At 54.8% G+C, this 20,976-nt stretch carries 23 protein-coding genes; 20 read left to right on the forward strand and 3 right to left on the reverse strand.

Annotated elements, in window-relative coordinates:
* Positions 1-134: 134 nt before the first annotated feature.
* The 14 genes from hpaB to GC56T3_RS02680 all read left to right on the forward strand — a co-directional run bounded on the left by hpaB (position 135) and on the right by GC56T3_RS02680 (position 13,645).
* Positions 135-1,613, forward strand: a complete 1,479-nt coding sequence (hpaB, locus tag GC56T3_RS02615) for a 4-hydroxyphenylacetate 3-monooxygenase, oxygenase component (RefSeq protein ID WP_013144275.1) — start codon at positions 135-137, stop codon at positions 1,611-1,613.
* Between the two features lie 43 nt (positions 1,614-1,656).
* Complete coding sequence (gene hpaD / locus GC56T3_RS02620) at positions 1,657-2,640, forward strand: 3,4-dihydroxyphenylacetate 2,3-dioxygenase (protein WP_013144276.1); 984 nt, start codon at positions 1,657-1,659, stop codon at positions 2,638-2,640.
* Positions 2,641-2,773: 133 nt separating this feature from the next.
* The gene (hpaI, locus tag GC56T3_RS02625) at positions 2,774-3,715 is read left to right on the forward strand and encodes a 2,4-dihydroxyhept-2-ene-1,7-dioic acid aldolase (protein ID WP_013144277.1); all 942 of its coding nucleotides are present in this window, start codon (positions 2,774-2,776) and stop codon (positions 3,713-3,715) included.
* Positions 3,716-4,071: 356 nt separating this feature from the next.
* Positions 4,072-4,851: a fumarylacetoacetate hydrolase family protein gene (locus GC56T3_RS02630; RefSeq protein WP_013144278.1), complete on the forward strand. Its 780-nt coding sequence runs from the start codon at positions 4,072-4,074 to the stop codon at positions 4,849-4,851.
* Positions 4,848-5,588: a fumarylacetoacetate hydrolase family protein gene (locus GC56T3_RS02635; protein WP_011232500.1), complete on the forward strand. Its 741-nt coding sequence runs from the start codon at positions 4,848-4,850 to the stop codon at positions 5,586-5,588. The genes GC56T3_RS02630 and GC56T3_RS02635 overlap by 4 nt, the downstream gene beginning before the upstream one ends.
* Before the next feature lie 17 nt (positions 5,589-5,605).
* Positions 5,606-5,992: a 5-carboxymethyl-2-hydroxymuconate Delta-isomerase gene (locus GC56T3_RS02640; RefSeq protein ID WP_013144279.1), complete on the forward strand. Its 387-nt coding sequence runs from the start codon at positions 5,606-5,608 to the stop codon at positions 5,990-5,992.
* Between the two features lie 16 nt (positions 5,993-6,008).
* Entirely contained in the window at positions 6,009-7,520 is a 1,512-nt protein-coding gene (gene hpaE / locus GC56T3_RS02645; RefSeq protein WP_013144280.1) for a 5-carboxymethyl-2-hydroxymuconate semialdehyde dehydrogenase, read from the forward strand.
* A 39-nt stretch (positions 7,521-7,559) separates the two neighbouring features.
* Positions 7,560-8,207, forward strand: a complete 648-nt coding sequence (locus tag GC56T3_RS02650) for a GntR family transcriptional regulator (protein ID WP_013144281.1) — start codon at positions 7,560-7,562, stop codon at positions 8,205-8,207.
* 77 nt (positions 8,208-8,284) lie between these two features.
* Positions 8,285-9,454 carry an ABC transporter substrate-binding protein gene (locus tag GC56T3_RS02655; protein WP_013144282.1) on the forward strand — a complete coding sequence of 390 codons (1,170 nt, stop codon included), beginning with the start codon at positions 8,285-8,287 and terminating at the stop codon, positions 9,452-9,454.
* A 61-nt stretch (positions 9,455-9,515) separates the two neighbouring features.
* Positions 9,516-10,397: a branched-chain amino acid ABC transporter permease gene (locus tag GC56T3_RS02660; RefSeq protein ID WP_013144283.1), complete on the forward strand. Its 882-nt coding sequence runs from the start codon at positions 9,516-9,518 to the stop codon at positions 10,395-10,397.
* Between the two features lie 13 nt (positions 10,398-10,410).
* Entirely contained in the window at positions 10,411-11,475 is a 1,065-nt protein-coding gene (locus tag GC56T3_RS02665) for a branched-chain amino acid ABC transporter permease (RefSeq protein WP_013144284.1), read from the forward strand.
* Positions 11,472-12,242 carry an ABC transporter ATP-binding protein gene (locus tag GC56T3_RS02670; protein WP_013144285.1) on the forward strand — a complete coding sequence of 257 codons (771 nt, stop codon included), beginning with the start codon at positions 11,472-11,474 and terminating at the stop codon, positions 12,240-12,242. Before GC56T3_RS02665 ends, GC56T3_RS02670 begins: the two co-directional genes overlap by 4 nt.
* Positions 12,242-12,967: an ABC transporter ATP-binding protein gene (locus GC56T3_RS02675; protein ID WP_013144286.1), complete on the forward strand. Its 726-nt coding sequence runs from the start codon at positions 12,242-12,244 to the stop codon at positions 12,965-12,967. The genes GC56T3_RS02670 and GC56T3_RS02675 overlap by 1 nt, the downstream gene beginning before the upstream one ends.
* 210 nt (positions 12,968-13,177) lie before the next feature.
* Positions 13,178-13,645, forward strand: a complete 468-nt coding sequence (locus GC56T3_RS02680; protein WP_013144287.1) for a flavin reductase family protein — start codon at positions 13,178-13,180, stop codon at positions 13,643-13,645.
* A gap of 136 nt (positions 13,646-13,781) precedes the next feature.
* Here the strand turns inward: GC56T3_RS02680 and GC56T3_RS02685 are convergent, their stop codons facing one another.
* On the reverse strand, positions 13,782-14,345 hold the full coding sequence (locus tag GC56T3_RS02685) for an FAD-dependent oxidoreductase (protein WP_013144288.1): 564 nt from the start codon (positions 14,343-14,345) through the stop codon (positions 13,782-13,784).
* Positions 14,346-14,749: 404 nt separating this feature from the next.
* On the opposite strand from GC56T3_RS02685, the gene GC56T3_RS02690 reads away from it, so the two are divergent.
* From GC56T3_RS02690 to GC56T3_RS19540, 6 genes are all read left to right on the forward strand, one after another.
* Positions 14,750-16,582: a pyruvate kinase gene (locus tag GC56T3_RS02690; RefSeq protein WP_013144289.1), complete on the forward strand. Its 1,833-nt coding sequence runs from the start codon at positions 14,750-14,752 to the stop codon at positions 16,580-16,582.
* Between the two features lie 177 nt (positions 16,583-16,759).
* Positions 16,760-17,323 carry a biotin transporter BioY gene (locus GC56T3_RS02695; protein WP_013144290.1) on the forward strand — a complete coding sequence of 188 codons (564 nt, stop codon included), beginning with the start codon at positions 16,760-16,762 and terminating at the stop codon, positions 17,321-17,323.
* Positions 17,324-17,327: 4 nt separating this feature from the next.
* On the forward strand, positions 17,328-18,044 hold the full coding sequence (gene bioD, locus GC56T3_RS02700; protein ID WP_013144291.1) for a dethiobiotin synthase: 717 nt from the start codon (positions 17,328-17,330) through the stop codon (positions 18,042-18,044).
* On the forward strand, positions 18,034-19,413 hold the full coding sequence (bioA, locus tag GC56T3_RS02705) for an adenosylmethionine--8-amino-7-oxononanoate transaminase (RefSeq protein WP_013144292.1): 1,380 nt from the start codon (positions 18,034-18,036) through the stop codon (positions 19,411-19,413). The genes bioD and bioA overlap by 11 nt, the downstream gene beginning before the upstream one ends.
* Before the next feature lie 230 nt (positions 19,414-19,643).
* Positions 19,644-19,838, forward strand: coding sequence for a hypothetical protein (locus GC56T3_RS02710; protein WP_011232484.1), 195 nt, complete (start codon positions 19,644-19,646; stop codon positions 19,836-19,838).
* Between the two features lie 98 nt (positions 19,839-19,936).
* On the forward strand, positions 19,937-20,080 hold the full coding sequence (locus GC56T3_RS19540) for a hypothetical protein (protein ID WP_013144293.1): 144 nt from the start codon (positions 19,937-19,939) through the stop codon (positions 20,078-20,080).
* A 215-nt stretch (positions 20,081-20,295) separates the two neighbouring features.
* Here the strand turns inward: GC56T3_RS19540 and GC56T3_RS02715 are convergent, their stop codons facing one another.
* Together GC56T3_RS02715 and GC56T3_RS02720 are read right to left on the reverse strand one after the other, a co-directional pair.
* Entirely contained in the window at positions 20,296-20,631 is a 336-nt protein-coding gene (locus GC56T3_RS02715) for a spore coat protein (RefSeq protein ID WP_011232482.1), read from the reverse strand.
* A gap of 15 nt (positions 20,632-20,646) precedes the next feature.
* Positions 20,647-20,904 (reverse strand): hypothetical protein, encoded by a 258-nt coding sequence (locus GC56T3_RS02720; RefSeq protein ID WP_011232481.1) that lies wholly within the window; start codon positions 20,902-20,904, stop codon positions 20,647-20,649.
* Positions 20,905-20,976: the final 72 nt, after the last annotated feature.

Here is a 20,976-nt window from a genome sequence, read left to right on the forward strand (position 1 = left end):
CCATATCTTTTTCGTATAGGATGGTTGATCATTTTTGTATTTTTCATATATGAAATCATATGTTATATTAATTTTGAACATTCTGAATGATAGCGCTTCCTTATCTATTATACGTGAAAACGGGGGGAATGAAAATGCCGGCCAAAACAGGTCAGGAGTATATGGAGCGGCTCAAGCGGGCGAAAAGCAGCGTGTACATCCACGGGGAAAAAGTTGAGGATGTCACCGTTCATCCGGCGTTCCGCAACGTCGTCCGTTCGATGGCGGCGCTTTACGACCGGCAATATGAAAAGCCGAAGAAAATGTTGTACCGGTCACCGACAACCGGGCAACTCGTCGGCATGACGTTCATTCAGCCGACAACCATTGACGAGCTCATCGCCCGCCGCGAGGCGACGCAAGAATGGGCGCGTATGTCGGCGGGGATGATGGGCCGTTCTCCCGATTATTTAAACGCGGAAGTCATGGCCATGGGCGTCGCCAATGATCTATTTGCGGAAGATGACCCGATGTTTGCCGAAAACGCGAAAAACTACTATGAGTACGCGCGTGAAAACGACATCAGCTTGACGCACACGCTCATCCATCTGCAAATGAATCGCGCCAAGGCGCTTCATGAACAAAACGATGCCGATGTGCCGCTCCATTTGGTGGAACGGCGAAAAGACGGGATCATCGTCAGCGGCATCCGTCTGTTGGCGACGCAAGGCGGGATTACGGACGAAATTTTAGTGTTTCCATCGACCGTGAAAAAATCGACAGCTGGTGAAGACCCGTACGCGCTCGCCTTTGCCATTCCGAACAATACGCCGGGCGTGAAGTTCATTTGCCGCGAGGCGTTTGACTACGGGCGGAGTTCGTGGGATCATCCGCTGGCGTCCCGCTTTGAAGAGGGCGATGCCATCGTTTCGTTTGAAAACGTGTTTGTGCCGTGGGAGCGCGTGTTTGTTTGCGGCAATTCATCGATTTGCAACCGGACGTTCCGTGAGACGAACGCGGTCATTCATATGTCCCATCAAGTGGTGGCGAAAAACATCGTCAAAACGGAGTTTTTGCTCGGCGTCACGCTTTGTCTGATCGAAGCAATCGGCATCGGCGAGTTCCAGCATGTGAAAGACAAAGGGGCGGAAATCATGCTCGTCCTCGAGACGATGAAGAGCCACTTGTACCGGGCCGAGCATAACGCCAAGCCAGACCGCTGGGGAACGATGACGCCGGATTTTGCCGCGCTCGATGCCGCGCGCAACTGGTATCCGCGCATTTATCCGCGCCTGGCGGAAATCATTCGCATTTTAGGCGCATCGGGCATGATGGCGATTCCGACGGAAGCCGACTTCGACAACGAAGAAATCGGCGATATCGTCCGCCGCGCGATGCAAGGGGCGACGGTGGACGGCTATGAGCGCGTTCAGCTGTTCCGGCTCGCCTGGGATCTCACGATGAGCGCGTTCGGAGCCCGACAGACGCATTACGAATATTACTTTTTCGGCGATCCCGTTCGGATGGGGATGGCGTATTTTGACGGCTACGAAAAAGAGCCGTATAAACAGTTCGTGCGTGAATTTCTGCGCGGCGCCAAAAGCGTGTTCATTCCTTCTGACAGCCAGCGGTGACAGTGCAAATTGAGTTGAATTTTATCGAAGGGGGAGAAGGATGATGACGTTTTCCATTATTCGCTGCGCCCGCGTGGTGCTGCATGTCACCGATTTGGCCGCCGCTCGCGATTTTTACGAACGGGTGCTTGGGTTTGTCGTGACGGAAGCGGATGAGAGCCATCTGTATTTGCGTGGACTTGAAGAATATCATCATCATAGTCTTCTATTGAAAAAGGGGCCCCGCCCCGCGGTCGAGGCGCTTGGCTACAAAGTCGGTTCCGAGCAGGAATTGGAAGCGCTTTATGAATGGTTTGCGGCGCAAACGCTGCAGCCGAAATGGCTGGAAGCGGGAAGCCAAAACGCCATCGGTCGGGCATTTCGCGTTCAAGATCCGTCCGGGCTGCCGCTTGAGTTTTTTGCCCAGATGGAGAAAACAGAGCGGCTTTTGCAGCGGTATGACTTGCACCGCGGCGCCCGCGTGCAGCGCATCGATCATTTCAACTGCGCGGTTAGAGATGTAAAGAACGCGTACGACTTTTATGTCCATGGTTTGGGCTTTGCCTGCTCAGAGTATACGGAAACAGAGGATGGGAAACTTTGGGCGGCATGGCTGCACCGGAAGCAAAATGTCCACGATTTGGCGCTGATGAACGGAAAAGGGCCGCGCCTTCACCATATCGGGTTTTGGCTGCCGGACCCGCTCAGCCTGATCCATGCGTGCGATGTGCTGGCGGCGGCCGGATATGCGCCGAACATTGAACGCGGGCCGGGCCGCCACGGATTGTCGAACGCCTTCTTTGTCTATTTGCGCGACCCGGATGGCCACCGAATTGAGCTGTATAACGGCGATTATTTGACGAGTGACCCCGATTTTCCGCCGATCCGCTGGGATTTGGATGATCCGCGCCGGCAAACGTTCTGGGGGCATGCGGCGCCGGACAGCTGGTTTGAAGAGGCGTCCGTCGTTCTTGACGTTCACAGCGGCCAGCCGATCGAGCCGAACGAACCGACATTGGCGAAGCAGAAACCGACCTTCCTGATTTAGAAGAAGACCGCTGCCCTTCTGCTCGCGGTTTTCGGGATCAAGATTATATATGATTTTATCGTTGATTTCATATATGATAATGTGTACAATATAAATAAGATTCAGAAAAATAAAGTCAATAGGGGGCAAGGGGATGGCATACCGCGAGGCGAAAGAACGGCTGCGCGGCTCGATCGCGCCGGTCGTCACGCCGTTTGATGAGGAAGGAAACGTTGATTTTGCGGCGCTCGCCGCGCTCATCGATTGGCATATTGAAAGCGGCACGCACGGCATTTCCGTCACGGGAACGTCGGGAGAGCCGAGCTCGCTGACGCTTGAAGAGCGAAAACAGGTGATGGAAACGGCGAAAAAAGCGGTGGCGGGTCGGGTGCCGTTCGTGCCGGGGACGGGCTCGACCAACCATGCGGAAACGATCGAGCTGACCAAATTTGCGCAAGAGATTGGGGCTGATGCCGCAATGGTCATCGTCCCGTATTACAACCGTCCGTCCCAGCAGGCGCTGTATAAACATTTTAAGGCGGTGGCCGAGGCGGTCGACATTCCGATCATCGTCTACAACATTCCGGGGCGGACGGCGGTCAATTTGGAAGTCAAAACGTTGGCGCGGCTGGCCGAAGATTGTCCGAACATTATCGGCGTGAAGGAGTCAAACAAAGATTTTGAACATGTGAACCGAGTGCTTTGGCACTGCGGGCGCGATTTTCTTCTCTTTTCCGGCATCGAGCTTTTGTGCTATCCGATGCTGGCGATCGGCGGCGCCGGATCGATCAGCGCGACGGCGAACGTCGTGCCGCATAAAGTGGCCGAGCTGCACGACGCTTGGTTTGAAGGCGACATCAAGCGTGCGCAAGATCTTCATTTTGAACTGATGGAGCTCAATGATGTGCTGTTCATTGAAACGAATCCAGGTCCGGTGAAAGCGGCGCTCGGGATGATGGGGAAAATCACCCCGAAGCTCCGGTTGCCGCTCGATTTGCCAAGCGAAGAGCATCAGCGGCAAATCCGCCGCACGCTCGTCAAATACGGGTTGCTGGCTGAAGAGACGCAGGACGAAGAAATGCAAAAAGCGACATAAAACAAGCGCGTGCAACCGGTCACGAGTGTTGATGATCCGTTGCTTCCCGAAAACAAAGCACCATGCAGCTGCACGCTCCGTCGGCAAGCGAACCGCTTGCCGACGGCGGCAGAAAAGCCGGGAACAATGCTTTCTCAACTGGTTTTGATTGGTTCATCAACACGCCTGGCAACAGGCATATTAGATGCAACGAAATCGTTTAACATATCCTTGACGGAAAAGTGGCTCATCCATTTTTGACTGTCGAAGGCAAGCCTGTGGCTTGCCTCCGTCACGCCAAAGCGCGATCAAATGCTCGGTAAAGCTGCAAATGGTAAAGCTTCAAATGGCATTGATACAGATGAGGAGGATACATGATGGCGAATGTGCGCTTGCGCCTGGCCGGCATGAGGCGGACGATTGAGGCAAAGGCGGATCCGCGCGGCGGGACGGTGTCGTTTGGCGGGCTGACGCACCGCATTGATGAATTGGAATGGGACGCGCCTATTGGCAGGGCGATGTACGGGGTGGCGCTGAATGATGGAAAGGAGTGGGCGGCGCTGTCAAAAGAGATGAACGCCCCGCCGTATGAAAAGCCGCCGGAAGGCCCGGTGCTGTATATGAAGCCGGCAAACACCATCAACGCCCATCGGCGTCCGGTGCTTCTGCCTCGTGGGGTGAAGCATCTTCAGGCTGCTCCGGCGCTCGGGCTGGTGATCGGGCGGACGGCGGCGCGCGTGCGGCGCGAGCAGGCGCTCGATTTTGTATTCGGCTATACGATCGTGAATGATCTGTCGATTCCACACGAGCAGCGGCACCGCCCGGCGGTGAAGGAGCAGGCGCGCGACGGGTTCGCCCCAGTCGGCCCGTGGATCGTGCCGAAAGAGGAAGCGTCGCCGCTGTCATCCTTGACCGCACGCGTATACGTCAACGGGCGCCTCGTCCAGCGTGCAGACCCGAGCCGCTTTCGCCTTCCAGTCGAACAATGGCTTGCTGAGGTGACCGAATTTATGACCCTTTACCCAGGCGATGTGCTGTTTTTCAGCTGGCCGGCCGATGCGCCGCTTGTTACAGCAGGAGATGTGGTGCGCATCGAAATCGAAAGGATCGGTGTGTTGGAAAATGAAATCGCCCTGGAACAAGGAGGCGATGAATGATGAGGCGGGCGCGTGTGGCCTGGAACGGAATCGTGACCGAAGCCGAGCCGCTCGACGATGGCCGCCTCCGCCTGCCGGACGGAACGATCGTCGGGGAGCTTGAAGTGATGTGGCTTCCCCCGGTGGAGCCGGGAGTGATCGTGGCGCTTGGATTGAATTATGCCGAGCATGCCGGCGAATTGTCTTTTGTTGCGCCGAAAGAGCCGCTTTTATTTTTCAAAGGGAAAAATACGCTCATCGGCCATCGCGGCCGAACCGTTCGCCCGGAGGGGGTCAACATGATGCATTATGAATGCGAGCTCGCGGTCGTCATCGGCCGCCCGGCCAGCCGGGTGAAAGCGGAACGGGCGTACGACTACATTTTCGGTTACACGATTGCCAACGATTACGCTGTTCGCGACTACTTGGAAAATTACTACCGGCCGAATTTCCGCGTCAAAAACCGCGACCGGACGACGCCGCTAGGCCCGTGGATCGTCAGCCATGAGGAAGTCGGCGATCCGATGGCGCTTCGTTTGCGGACGTATGTCAATGGGGCGGTTGTGCAGGAAGGATATACGGGCGATATGATTTTTTCGATCCCGTATTTGCTTGAGTACATCACCGAATTCATGACGCTCGCGCCTGGCGACGTGATTTTGACCGGCACGCCGAAAGGGGCGGTGAACGTCCAGCCCGGCGATGAAGTCGTGGCCGAAATCGAACGCATCGGCCGGCTGATCAATTACATCGTCTAGCCAAAGGAGGAGGAATGATGCCGCACTTTATTTTGGAATACACGGCCAATCTCGGCGAAGAGGCCGATATTCGCGGCTTGCTTGGAAAAATTCACCGCGTGTTGATCAAGCGGAGCGATTGGTTTCCCGTCGGCGGCATCCGCTCGCGCGCCATTCGGCTTGACGAGTACTATGTGGCTGATGGGGCCGAAGACGATGCGTTTGTGCACGGGACGCTGAAAATCGGCGCCGGGCGTCCGGAACAGGTGAAAAAAGAAGTCGGCGACGAGCTGTTTGCCGTGATGAAAGACCATTTCGCCCCGCTGTTCGCCAAACGCTATTTGGCGCTGTCGCTTGAGCTGTATGAATTCAACGAGGCGGGGACGTATAAACACAACAACATTCATGCGCGTTATCGGACATAGCGGGAGGGGGAAACGAATGGCAGTGCAACCAAAAGTGCTTCATTATATCAATGGGCAGTTTATGGAAGGGGTAGCCGGTGCGTATTTCGACAACATCAATCCGTTTACGAACGAACCGATCAACGAAGTGGCCGAAGGGCGGAAAGAAGACATCGACGCAGCGGTCCGGGCGGCAAAGGAGGCGTTTGATCACGGGCCGTGGCGGACAATGCCGGTCGAACGGCGTCTTCGTTACCTTTTCCGCATTGCTGACTTGATTGAGCAGTATGCGGACGACATCGCCTATTTAGAAGCGCTTGACACCGGCATTCCGATCAGCCAGGCGAAAAAGCAAGCCGCCCGCGCGGCGGAAAACTTCCGCTTTTACGCGGAAATGGTGAAGACGCGCCTTGTCGGCGAGGCGTACCATGTGAATGGACAGTTTTTAAACTATACCGTTTATAAACCAGTCGGCGTCGCCGGGCTCATCACGCCGTGGAATACGCCATTTATGCTGGAAACGTGGAAGGTGGCTCCCGCGCTGGCGACCGGCAACACCGTCGTCTTGAAGCCGGCCGAATGGTCGCCGTTGACGGCGAATAAACTGGCGGAAATCATCGATGAAGCCGGGCTGCCTCGCGGGGTGTTCAACGTCGTGCACGGGTTTGGCGAAACGGCGGGCGCCGCATTGGTTGCCCACCCGGATGTGCGCCTCATCTCGTTTACCGGCGAGACGACGACCGGCATGGAAATCATCCGCAACAGCGCTGCGACGTTGAAAAAAACATCGATGGAGCTCGGCGGCAAGTCGCCGCTCATTGTGTTCGCCGATGCGGATCTCGAACGGGCGCTCGATGCGGCGGTTTGGGGCGTGTTTTCGCTCAATGGCGAACGGTGCACGGCCAACTCGCGGCTTTTGCTTGAACAGTCGATTTACGACGAATTTGTCGCCCGGCTCAAAGAGCGCGTCGACCGCATCGTCATCGGCGACCCGATGAGCCCGGCGACTGAACTCGGTCCGCTCATTCACCGCGATCATTGGGAGAGGGTGAACCGCTATATTGACATCGCCAAGCAAGAAGGGGCGGACGTCTATGCCCCCAGCGTTCCAACAGGGTTGGAAAAAGGCAATTTTGTGCCGCCAACGTTGCTGCTTGGTTGCCATAACGGCATGAGGGTGGCGCAGGAAGAGATTTTCGGACCGGTCATGGCGGTCATGTCCTTTGCGGATGAAGAAGAGGCGATCCGGCTGGCGAACGATGTGAAATACGGGCTGGCGGCATACGTCTGGACGAACGATATGAAGCGCGGCCACCGCGTCGCCCAAGCGATCGAAAGCGGGATGGCGTGGGTCAACTCGCCGAACGTCCGCGATTTGCGCATCCCGTTTGGCGGGACGAAATACAGCGGCATCGGCCGCGAAGGTGGGCATTACAGCTTTGATTTCTATACGGAAGTGCAAGTCGTCCACGTCGCGGTCGGCGATCCGCCGATCCCCGCGTTCGGCAAGGGGGAGAAACCGACCGCCTTGTCTGCCGAACAGGCATAACGACTAGTCAATGTATATGATCTAGTATATGATAAACGTATGGAAACGAAAGCGAAAAACAAAACCCAATTGGCTTACGAGTATATTCTTTCCCGCATTGAAAACGGCGTCTATGGCCCGGGATACCGCGTCGTCATCGATCAAATCGCCCGCGAGCTTGGACTCAGCAGCATCCCGGTGCGCGAGGCGATCCGCCAGCTCGAGGCGGAAGGGCTTGTCGAATTTAAGCCGTATACAGGCGCCGTTGTGAGCAACATCAACGAGAAAGAATATATCGAGACGCTGTCGGTGTTGGCTGTGCTGGAAGGCTATGCGACCGCGCTTGGCTCCGCCAATTTGACGAAGGAGGCGATCAACGAGCTTGAGCGGTTGAACGAACGGATGGAGCGGGCGCTTGAAGAGCTGGAGCTGGAACGGTTCAGCGAGCTGAACTATGAATTTCATTCCTTGATTTACGCCCATTGCGGCAACGCCTACCTCGAAGAGCAAATCAAGCAAATTTGGCAGCGGATGAAGCGCATCCGCGTGTACGGATTTACGTTTGTCCCGCAGCGGGCGAAAGCATCGATCGAAGAACATAGAGAGATTGTCCGTCTGTTGCATGAACAGGCGCCGCCGCATGAAATCGAACAATACGTCCGTCAACACAAAATCAACACCGCCGAAGCGTTTAAGCGGCGGCGCTGATCTTCTTCCGCCGGGTGGAGGCCTGGCGGGAGAACGATGATTTGAAAGCGTTGTCAATATAAAAGGGGGCAAAAAAGATGAAAAAAGGAATGTCTCTATTGATGGCGGCATTGTTGCTCATTTTCCTTGCCGCCTGTGGGAAGACGGCGACATCGGGAGGAGAGGATGAAATCAAAATTGGCGCCATTTTTTCGGCTTCCGGCGGGGCGGCCCCGCTTGGCAAACCGGAGATGGAGACGGTCAAAATGCTCGTTGAGCAATGGAACAAGCAAGGCGGCATTGATGGAAAGAAAATTAAGCTGATTGCCTATGATGACAAGTCCAACCAAAACGAGGCCGTATTATCCACGAAAAAACTCATCGAACAAGACAAAGTGACGGCCATCATCGGCGGCACGATCAGCGGCAACTCCTTAGCCATGATTCCACTCATTGAAAAAGCAGGCATTCCGTACATTTCCCTCGCCGCAAGCAAACAAATCGTCAACCCAAGCGATGGATCCTCGCGTCATTGGACATTTAAAACCGCTCAAGGGGACAATATCGTCATTCAGAAGCTGCTTGGTTTTTTAAAGGAAAAAGGATGGACGAACGTCGCTTGGCTGAACGTCGCCAATGCATACGGAACAAGCGGGCATGAAGAGTTTGTGCATTATGCCCCGGAATATGGGGTGAAAGCCGTCATCGAAGAGGAATTTGAGGCGACGGTCGATGACGCGAAAGCGATGTTGACAAAGGTGAAAAAAGCGAATCCGCAAGCCATTATCGTATGGGGAACGGCGCAGGAATCGGCGGTCGTCACGAAAAACATCCGCCAGTTGGGCATTGAGGCGCCGATTGTGGAAAGCCACGGCATCGGCACGAAAAGCTTTATCGACTTGGCCGGAGAGGCGGCCAACGGCGTATGGTTCCCTGCCGGGCGCATTTTAGTGGCCGATCAGCTTCCGGACAGCGACCCGCAAAAAGAAACGCTGCTAAAATACAAAGAACAGTTTGAAAAAGCGTACGGCTATGCCCCGACAACGTTTGGCGGACATGCGTGGGATGCGTTCCATTTATTGGTCAATGCGATCAAGGAGGGCGGCGCGGATCAAGAGAAAATACGGTCGGTTCTGGAGAATACAAGAAAATTTATCGGCATTTCGGGCGTCTTCCATATGTCGAAAGACGACCATACAGGGCTTGACGCCGACAGTTTGGTGATGGTGCAAATTCAAGACGGAAAGTTTGTGCTCGCCGAGCAGTAAACAGGGAATGAGGTCGCTAATTCCCTTTTGTTCCACCTAACCGTTGAAGGAGGGACGGGGCATGGAAGCGTGGAGCCAGTTTGTGCAGCTGCTGTTTTCCGGGCTGACGGTCGGCAGCATTTACGCGCTCGTGGCGCTCGGATTTGTCATTACGTACAGCGTGACCGGCATTTTAAATTTGGCTCAAGGCGATTTCGCTATGTTGGGGGCGTTGTTTTGCATTACGTTGGTCAATAATGGCGTGCCGTTTGCCGCGGCCATCGGCTTGAGCATGCTTGCTGTTATGGCCGTCGGCACGTTGTTTGAACGGCTGGCGATTCAGCCGGCGCGCCGTTCGCCTGTCGCCGTGCTCATTATTATCACAATCGGCGTTTCGTTTGTGTTTCGCGGATTTGCCCTGCTCGTTTGGGGGACGGATCCATACGCGCTGCGCCCCTTTACGGGCCATGGAGCGCTTGAGGTGTTTGGAGCGGTCATCCAATGGCAAAGCGTCTGGGCGATTGTCATTTCGCTCGCAAGTTTTGCCGCCTTGCATCTGTTTTTTCACCGAACGTACATCGGCAAGGCGGTGGCGGCCTGCGTCATCAACCCGTTTGCCGCTCGGTTGATGGGAATTGACATCCGCAAAATGTCGCTTGGGGCCATGGCCGTCAGCGCCGGTCTGGGGGCGCTCGCGGGAATTATTATTGCCCCGATTTCCGGAGCTTCCTATGATATGGGGATGATGATCGGGCTGAAGGCGTTTATTGCCGCTGTTGTCGGGGGATTGACGAACGCCCCGGCTGCGATCGCCGGTGCGTTTCTCGTCGGGCTGCTTGAATCGTTTGCGGAAGGATACTTGTCCTCGGGATACAAAGAAGCGATCAGCTTTGGGCTGCTATTGCTTGTTCTGTTGTTCATGCCGAACGGGCTGTTTGCCAAGATGACAGGAAAACGGGTGTAAGGGGGGCGGACAGATGGAGCGCGTTCAACAAATGGCGGATGGGAGGAAACGATGGCCCTTGCTTGCCGGCGCAGCTGTCTGGCTCGGTCTTCCCTGGCTCGTCTTCGGCAATAACTACGTGCTAAGCACTCTGATTCTCATCGGGCTGTACGCGCTCGTGAGCACAGGGATGACGATGTTGATGGGATATGCGGGCCAAATTTCGCTCGGCCAGGCGGCGTTTTACGGCATCGGGGCTTATGCGTCCGCCTATTTGACCGCGCATGCGGGATGGCCGTCCTGGCTGGCGCTGGCTGCCGGCGCGGTTTTGGCTGCATCGGTGGCGCTTGTGGTCGGCATTCCAGTTTTTCGGCTGCGTGAGCATTATTTGGCGTTGGCGACGTTAGGATTCGGTGTCATTATGTTTACGTTCTTTAAAGAATGGAAAGGGATCACGGGAGGGTTAAATGGCTTTTTTGGCATTCCCCCGATCCGTATAGCTGGGGTTCCGTTGCAAAGCGATCTCCAGTTTTACTACCTCGTTTCGTTGTTTGTTCTGGTCGGGTTATGGTTTGCCCATAATATTGTCCGCTCCCGGGTCGGAAGGGCGCTGCGGGCGATTCATGGAAGTGAGGTGGCGGCAAGTTCGCTTGGGGTGAACATTATGAAATACAAGCTGCAAATCTTTATGCTCAGCGCTGTCTATGCTTCGATTGCCGGGAGCTTATACGCCCATTATGTTACGTTTATCAATCCGGACTTATTCGGCATCGTCCCGTCGATTTCCTTTTTGATTATGGTGGTGATCGGTGGATCGGCCCATGTGTGGGGCGGGCTCGTCGGCGCGGCCGTCTATGTTTGTTTAGGAGAATGGCTCAAAGCCGTTGTCCCGCTGTTGCTTCCGAATGCCGGTGGAGAGTTTGAAATTGTCTTTTTTGGCTTGTTGTTGGTGGTCATGTTGATTTATATGCCGAACGGGTTGACGGGTGTGATGCAAAAGAGGATGCGGCGCTTTTTTGAAATGGGCGGACGTCAAGAGAAGCAGATAGCCACAGTTGAGAGGCATAAGGCGCGTTCGATCGGAGGGGAGCGGGGATGAGCGCAGTGTTGCTCGAAGTGGAGCAATTGTCCAAGTCGTTTGGCGGCGTTCAGGCGGTGCAGAACGTGTCCTTTCACGTGAAAAAAGAAGAAATCGTCGCGGTGATCGGGCCGAACGGGGCGGGCAAAACGACCTTGTTCAATATGATCAGCGGCATTATTCCGCCGACGAGTGGTCTCGTTCGTTTTCAAGGAGCCATGGTCAGCGGCAAACAACCGCACGAGTTGGCGATGCTGGGAATGACAAGGACGTTTCAAAACTTGCAGCTGTTTGCCGAGATGACAGTATTGGAAAATGTGATGGTCGGATTTCATTCACGGTTGAAGAGCGGAATCCTCAGCGCCGGCTTTCGGCTGCCGCGTACGGTGAAAGAAGAAAAGCAAGCGCAGAAACAGGCGTTTTCCTGCCTCGAGCAGGTCGGTTTGGCCCATCTCGCCTGGGAGCGGGCAGGCACGCTGCCATATGGGATGCAGCGGCTCGTGGAAATCGCTCGGGCGGCTGTGTCTCGTCCTTCGCTCATTTTGCTTGACGAACCGATGGCCGGGCTGAACCCGCAAGAATCAAAGCAGCTCGTTGATGTGTTGCTGGCGATGAGGGAACAAGGCTTTACCTTTTTGTTCGTGGAACATGATATGGAAACGGTGATGGCGATCGCGGACCGGATCGTTGTCCTCGATTATGGCAAAAAAATCGCCGAAGGGGCGCCGGAAGAGATTGCGCGGCATCCTGATGTCCTCAAGGCGTATTTGGGAGAGGAGGCGGTCTGATGCTCGTGCTTCGCAACGTTCATGTCTACCACGGCCATTTGCACGTATTGAAAGGAATCGATTTGCACGTCGGCCAAGGAGAAATCGTGGCGATTGTCGGCGCCAACGGGGCGGGCAAAAGCACGCTGCTCGGCACGATTGCCGGCGTCTACGCTCCAACCGAAGGGGAGATTCTTTTTGAACATAAACCGCTTCCATACGGAAAGGTGGAGCAAATTGTTGAAAAAGGTATTTGCCTTGTGCCGGAGAGGCGGCAAATTTTTGACAGCCTGTCCGTGAGGGATAACTTGCTGCTGGGGGCGTACCGCCGCCACCGCCGCGACGGACAGGAAGTGAAGCGCGACTATGAGCGGGTGCTTGAACTGTTCCCGAAACTGCAAACGATGATCGACCGTCCGGGAGGACTATTAAGCGGCGGCGAACAGCAAATGCTGGCGATCGCCCGCGGGCTGATGGCGAGACCGAAGCTGCTCTTGCTTGACGAACCATCGTTAGGGCTGGCGCCGCTTGTGGTCAAGGAAGTGATGGGGATGCTGACACAGCTCTGCGATCAATTTCAGACGGCCATGATTCTTGTCGAGCAAAACGTGCGAGCCGCCCTGCAGACAGCGGATGAGGCGTATGTGTTGGAACGGGGAAGCATCGTGGTGCACGGGAAGGCCGCCGAGCTGCTTGCCGATGAGCGGGTGGCAGAGGCGTACCTTGGAGCGGCGTGCCGCCGATGACAGCCGTATATCGTCGTTGTTTCTTTCCCCTATTTCTGCTATGATGGGGGTAGATTTGACCCTCATTTCGGCATGAATGGGGCCTAGCCATAGAGGCAAGATGTCGGACGAAGCGCCCGTCGTGTGGAAACATCAAGAAGGAAAGCCGCCCAACCGCCAGCGGAAGGCGCAGGGCGGCTGATGACGAAAAGGGAAGGATGGGAGAACCGTATGGATGATCGTACATTTCGCAGAGCCATGGGAAAATTTGCGACCGGCGTGACGGTCGTGACGACCGAATTTCAAGGGGAAGCGAAAGGAATGACGGCGAACGCGTTTATGTCCGTTTCGCTCGACCCGAAACTTGTCGTCGTCTCCATTGGCCATAAAGCGCGAATGCATGACATTGTCAAGCAAACGGGGAAATTTGCCGTCAACATTTTGCGGCGCGATCAAGAGGAGTTGTCGCGCTTGTTTGCCGGCCAGTTGAAAGAAGAGCGCCCCGTTTCGTTTGATTGGGTGAACGGCCATCCGATTTTGCCGGAGGCGTTGGCGAATATTTTATGCAACGTCCACAGCACGTACGTGGCCGGCGATCATACGCTTTACTTTGGGGAAGTGACCGACATTTTCATGAAAGACGAACCGGGCGACCCGCTCTTGTTTTTTGAAGGGAAGTACCGGAGCATTGGACAATAAGCGCCCTTGGATGGATCGGGGCCGCTATGTCGATGCGGGGACGACGCAACAGGCAGTTCAGCCCGTCATCTTGCGTCCCGGCCGTTTCCATGGCGCTGTTAGAAAAGGTGTCCCGCTGTTTGGGACACCTTCGTTGTTATTTTTTCAATACATCGTGATCAACGTACCGTTCGCCGTTCAGTTCGCTGATGACGTTGATGGCGACTTTCGCCCCGTCGCCCGCTGTGATGATCGTATGAACGCTGACGCCGGCCACCGTCCCTGCCGCCCAAATGCCGTCGATGTTCGTTTTGCCATTGGCGTCGACGTCAATCACCGTTTTAATGCGCGGCTCTGTGCCCGGTTTGGTGCGCAAGCCGATTTTTTCCGCGAGATCCGTGGCGACGCCGGTGGCGAAGATGACGTGTTTCGCTTCATAGGATCCGGTTTCCGTTTCAAGGCGGAATCCCCCGTCTGTTTTTTGCACATTTGTCACTTGCGTTTCCACCAATTCCGCCCCGAATTTTGCGGCTTGCTTTTTCCCGGTTTCCACCAATTCCGGGCCGCTGATTTCCGGAACCCCGTAATGGTTTTCCACCCAAGCGCGCTTTGTCATGCCTTTGTCGCTGTCAAACAAGACCGTTTTCTTTCCCGCTTTGGCGGCGAAGATCGCAGCGCTTGCCCCCGCAGGCCCGGCGCCGATGATGGCGATGTCGTACATCGTGACCGCCTCCTTCTTTTGAATATTGGCACTATATTACCTTATCACAAATGGAAAAAGAGGCCAAATGATCTGCTCATTATTTATAATTATTATCATTTTGTATTTACTTTAAATAATCATGGGTGTATAATAGATACTAAACACGCAGCAAAGGGGAGGAAACGCGTGAATAAACCGGCCGTTTGTGAACAGTGCGGTCAGCCGTTGCGGCGGCTGAAACATTCGCTGCTTTGTCAATGCGGGATGAAAATTGTCGTGCAAAAATAATATACCGAAAAAACGGCTTCCTGTTTCTGTCGCATTCAACCGGCGAATGGCGCCGGTTTTTTTCTGTCCTCATTTGGGGCGGCGGCGAATATATAAAAGTAAAACCGCATTTTTCACAAGGGTTGGTGCCGCTGATGCACGACAAACGAGATTTGGGCGCCCGCTTGGCCGCCTTTTACCGAGGGATGGCGGAGTGGGTGGGACAAAAGCAGAAGTATTTTCCTCTTCCATCCCATGAAGAGAGCCGGGATCAGTTGCTTGCTTACTTATATATGAGGGAGCATATGCCGTCGGATTTGCGTGAAGCGATGGAAGACGCCGGATGGCGGCTCGAGGGGCAAGAGGCTCATCTCATCGACGCGATCGAACAAGTTTTGGCATATTTGCGCACGCGGGTTGATGGCGGATGGGAGCTTCGAAAGATGACAAGAAAGGAAGCGAAACAGTTGCTTCATAAACGGGCGGAGGCAGTGTTCGGAAGCCCAAGTTCTGTTCGGCCGACACGCATCATGGTGACGATGGACGAGGCATGGGTCGATGAACCGGGGCTGATCGAGCGGCTGCTTCTTTACGGCATGGACATTGCCCGCATCAACTGCGCCTATGGTTCACCGGAAACGTGGGAGGCGCTCGTGGCCATCATTCGTCAAGCCGAGAAGCAGTTGGAGCCACAGCTGCAGGCGAGGCGATGCCGCATTTACATGGATCTGCCGGGGCCAAAAATCCGGGTCGACCGCTTGGCGGTCAACGCGGGGCCGATGAAGCTCTCTGTGAAGAAAAATCTATATGGAGAGCCAATGGAGCCGCTCTTCGGCCTTGTTTCCTTCTCTTCTTCCCCGCCGCCGTCTCCGCTCCCCCGCGATGTTTCATTCTTGTGGCAGTTGACGGCTGAGGACGGAGCGACCGTCGAAGAAGGGGATGAACTGCTGTTTACCGATGTGCGCGGAAAAAAACGAAAACTGCGGGTGGCGGAACAAATCGCGCCGTCTTGTTTTAAAGTTCTTCTTTCGCGGACGGCCTATGTGCAAAAAGGGATGAAACTGCGGCGCGGGTCGGCTTCTTTCACTCTATGTTCTGTTTTGTTCATTCCAATGAAAGCGTTTGTCACGGTCGGTACACCGCTGTATATTTATTTCGATGACGCCGCGTTTGCGGAGGCGCAGAATGGCTGCGGTGTGAAAATGACGACGACGTTGGCGAAAGCGTGGCGCAATGTGCGGGCGGGAGACCGCCTTTATTTGAACGACGGCCAAATTGCAGCGCGGGTCGTGAAAGTGCACGAGCGGCATGTAGAGGCCAAAGTCGTTGCCGATGGCGGAAAGCGAAAAGCGATTAAGCAAGGAACGGGCATCCATCTTCCTGATTCGTTTCTTCATTTGGCCGTTCCGCCGCTCACGGACCGCGACCTTGAATGGATTCCGTTCATCGCGAGATGGGCGGATATCGTCGGGCTATCGTTTGTTCAGTCCCCTTATGACCTGAGAAAGCTTTATCATTTGCTTGCCGAACAAGGGGCTGGTTCTCTCCCGGTGATCGCGAAAATCGAAACGCGGGCGGCGCTTCATAACTTCGTTCGCATCTTGCTTGAGGGATTGAAGTTTCCGGCGTTTGGTGTGATGATTGCGCGCGGGGACTTGGCGCTTGAGATCGGGTTTGAACATCTTGCGGCTGCACAGAACGACATTTTAGCGCTGTGCCGGGCGGCTCACATCCCGGTCATTTGGGCGACGCAAGTGCTTGAACAAATGGCGAAAAAGGGAATTCCGTCGCGCGCGGAAATCTCGGATGTTTTTCTTGGAAAACAGGCGCAATGCATCATGTTGAACAAAGGAAGGCATATTGCGGAGGCGGTGCGCTTATTGTCGTCGTTGTTGGAAAAGGAGGAGAGGCAGAGTGAGCCGCTGGCGATGCCGAAAAAAGACGGCGAACGGATGAACCTGCTTCACTTGTGGGAGGATGAAGGGTGAGCGTTGGCCACTGCTTCCACCGTCTGTTTGAGAAATGAGCCGCTCCAAAAAAGGAGTCCTGCTGTGTTAGGGGGCTCCGTATTTTTTGTCTAAATGTAAACCTATATAAAAATAAAGTTGACAAATAAAAAACATATCAGGCACAATAGAAACAAATATTTGGAGAGGAGGGGAAACGTGCACATCCGTTCCTTTGTTTGGGCAGCCTTTTTTGCCGCGTTGACAGCGGTCGGCGGATTCATCAAAATCCCGGTGCCGTATGTGCCGTTTACGCTGCAAATCGCCGCAGTCTATTTGTCGGGATGTCTGCTTGGTCCAAGAACAGGAGCGCTCAGCCAGATGCTTTACGTGTTGATCGGGCTGGCGGGCGCACCGGTGTTTGCGGAAGGAGGCGGGCTCGGTTATATTTGGAAGCCGACGTTTGGGTACTTGCTTGGCTTCATTGCTGGAGCGTATACGTGCGGCTCGCTTGTGCACCGCTTTCAATGGACAAGAGCGCAGGACATATGGAAGGCGAATTTGGCGGCATTGTTCGTCGTGTATGCGTTTGGCTGCACGTGGCTGTACATAGCAATGAAATGGATCGCGGAGACTCCGCTTTCCATCGGCCAAACGCTATGGTTCGGCTTTCTTCTTCCGGTGCCGGGGGATCTCGTGCTTTGCGCCGTTTGTTCCGTCGTGGCGGCGCGCGTATGGCCGCGCGTCCGACCGATCATGATGACTCGAGGGATGGGGGGATAAGAGAATGGGGCAAGCCATTTTCATGACGGGAACAGGAACAGAAATCGGCAAAACGGTCGTCACTTCCATCGTGGCGTTGGCGCTGGAGCGGCTTGGGATGAAGGTCGGCGTGTTTAAACCGGTTCAGACTGGACTGGCCGAAGACGGGGTGTCGTTTGCCGAACAATATTGGTACGAACGAGTGGCGAAGATTCCGACATCAGAAGGCATGTACTATATGGAACCGGCGATGTCGCCGCATTTAGCGGCGAAGTTGACCGGCACGTCCATCGAACCAGAGAGGGTGGCCGAACGGTTGGAATGGCTTACGCAGCGCTATGATGTGGTGCTCGTCGAAGGAGCGGGAGGGTTGGCCGTTCCGTGGTGCGAGCGCGACGGACGATGGTATATGACGAGCGATTTTGTCCGCGACTATGAGGTGCCGGCGATTCTCGTGTCGCTCTCAAGCCTTGGTGCGATTCATCACGCGGTGACGACGGCAGCGTATGCCGACGCACAAGGCATTCGTCTGCTTGGCCTGATGTTCAATCAGTTTCAGGAGCAAGAGATCATCCACCAAAACAATGTCGAAACGATCGCCGCCTTGCTTCGGCTGCCGGTGCTGGCGGTCGTGCCGCTCCTTCCTGCAGTCTCAAGGCGGGAACTGGAAACCTTAGCTCAGCGTTGGATCGAACAAGGAAAGGCGAAACAATTGCTGGAGGTGCTTAGCGTTGGCGTATAGCTACGAGCAATTGGAACAGTGGGACAAGCAGTACGTCTGGCATCCATTTACGCAAATGAAGCAGTATGCCAAAGAACGCCCCTTGATCATTGAACGCGGGCAAGGAAGCTATTTGTACGATGTCGACGGCAACCGGTACTTGGACGGCTATGCGTCGCTATGGGTCAATGTCCACGGCCATAACGATCCGGAGCTGAATGCGGCGCTTCGCGAGCAATTGGAGAAAATTGCCCATTCGACATTGCTTGGTTCGGCGAATGTGCCGTCGATTTTGTTGGCCAAACGGCTGCTTGAATATTGGCCGCACATGTCAAAAGTGTTTTATTCCGATACCGGGGCGGCGGCGGTGGAAATCGCGCTCAAGATCGCCTATCAGTATTGGAAAAACATCGACCCGGTCCAATATGCGAAGAAGAACAAGTTTGTCTCGTTGAAGGAAGCGTACCACGGCGATACGGTCGGGGCGGTGAGCGTTGGCGGCATGGAAACGTTCCACCGTATTTTTGCGCCGCTTTTGTTTGAGCGGATCGAAGTGCCGTCGCCGTACGTGTACCGTATGGACGAATACGGAAGCGAGCAGGAGATCGTCGGCTATTGTTTGCGCGAGCTTGAACGGGTGCTTGAGGAGCAGCACGATCAAATCGCCGCGGTTGTCATCGAGCCGCTTGTGCAAGGAGCGGCGGGGATCATCGTCCATCCGCGCGGGTTTTTAAAAGGAGTGGAAAGGCTTTGCCGCCGGTATGGGGTGCTCTTCATTTGCGACGAGGTCGCCGTCGGCTTTGGCCGCACCGGCACCATGTTCGCTTGTGAGCAGGAAGAGGTGCAGCCTGATCTTGTCTGCCTTGGGAAAGGGATCACGGGAGGATATTTGCCGCTCGCGGCCACGCTGGTCACGGAAGAGATTTATGCGGCATTTCTCGGCGATGTGGACGAAGACAAAACGTTTTACCACGGCCATACGTACACGGGCAACCAGCTCACTTGTTCCGTTGCGCTGAAAAACATCGAGCTCATCGAAAAACGCGGCCTGATTGACAGCGTCAAGCGGAAGGCGCGCCGGCTGGCCGAATGGCTTGAGCAGTTGTATGAAATTCCAATTGTTGGCGACATCCGGCAAAAAGGCTTGATGTGCGGCATTGAAATCGTGAAAGACCGAAGAACGAAAGAAGTGTTTCCGCGCGCGGCCATGGTGGAGCACCGGATCATCCTCGAAGCGCGCCGGAGGGGGCTTGTCATCCGTCCGCTCGGCCCGGTGTTGACGTTCATTCCGGTTCTTTCCATGAGCGAAGACGAAATGGCTGAGGCGGTGCGTATTTTGTTCGATTCGATCGCCTGTTTGTACGAACAGGCGCGCGCAGAGCTTCTATAAGCGGGGGCGGCGGACAGCCGCCTGTTTTTATTTTTGGAATATACTAGAAACCAAAGAAAATAATTTCCTTTAATGAGAATATCTTTTAGAAAGAAGCCTTCCTTTGCATTCACGGATCGATGATTTGGGAGAAACCGCCGTTTTTCACCAGCCTCCTAGGTACTGGCCTAAGCAGCGGGCGTTTTTCCTGCATACAGTGGGACTAAAGCAAGCGGAAGGGGGGAAGCAAGATGAGCCATCTCCAAGTGGCGGATGAGCGCATTTGGCGGCCGTGGGGCTGGTGGTTTTGGCGGCCGCGCCCATTTTTCTTCGGCGCTCCATTTTTTGGCGCTCCGTTTTTCGGCGGCTTTTTAGGCGGTTTGCTCGGGAGCGCATTGGTCCCGCCGTTTTTCTACCCGTGGTGGTATGGCCCCATTTGGTGGTGAGAAACCGGCAAGGGGTGGGCGGACGGCCCACCCTCTTTTCTTGTTGTTGCATATGAATAAAGTGTAGTATTCTAGCTTTGGGGAAAGGAGAAGGAACAATGCTATTTCCAGGATTGTTGTTTGGCGCCCCATTTGTCGGCGGCTTCTTGGGCGGACTGCTCGGCGGCGCGTTGGCTCCGCGTCCGTTTTACCCGTACCCGCCGTATCCGCCGTACCCGCCGTATCCAGGCTGGTGGTATTAATCGTCTATTCATGAAAGAATAAGCATCCCTGTGGAACAAGAAGGGATGCTTATTCAATGATCCCGGTGTCGCGGATGCGGACGTCCGCTGTTTGCAGCATGCTCCACACTGATTCGGATGGCGCTGCCATCCCTTTCTCCCCTTTCTGCGCCCTGTCTTCTTAACGGATGGAGAAAGAGGATGTCCTTCTGCCGTTCGGACATCCCCTCGTTTTGTTATTGCATGGCATTTCGTTGATAAGGGAGCTGATTCGTATACCCTTGGAACTGCTGGTACGTTTGCTGAAGCTTTTGCGGATCGGCGGCTTCAAGCTTGTACCATCCTTTTTTGAACATCAAATTGTACAAGTCGCGCTGACAGTTTTGCGTTTCGGTGAAAATATTCATCATATCTTGATATAACGGTTGGTTGCTCGCTTCATGCAAAAAGACGCTGTACGACAAGGTCATGTATTTTTCCGTCGTCAACATGTCGTTTAGAAAATCGCGCTCGTTCATTTGCGGCGTTTTCGGCACTTGCATCTCCGGATTTTGCACTTGTTTCGTGTTCATGCGGCGTTCCTCCTTTCACATCACCGGCGGCTGCGGCGGATTTTGCAAATGGCGCAAAATCATGTCGTAATGGCGCTGATGCATCTGTCCAGCGCGCTCGATCGCCTGCACCACTTCAGGGTCTCGGCATTGCGAGGCGAAAAAGTGCGCTTTTTTCGCCGCGAGCAAGTTCCACGACATCATGTCGGAAAAATACATGGCGTCTTTTGTGGACACCATTTGCGGCGGCTCGGGCATCGCCGCCTGCGGGTTCATTTGTGGTTGCTGTTGCATCGTTGTTCGCTCCTTTCGTCGGTTGTTCGCTTGTAGATTGTGCAGAGAGTGGAAAATTATGCGCATATAAAA

This window comes from Geobacillus sp. C56-T3 (assembly GCF_000092445.1).
In the GTDB taxonomy this organism is placed as follows: domain Bacteria; phylum Bacillota; class Bacilli; order Bacillales; family Anoxybacillaceae; genus Geobacillus; species Geobacillus thermoleovorans.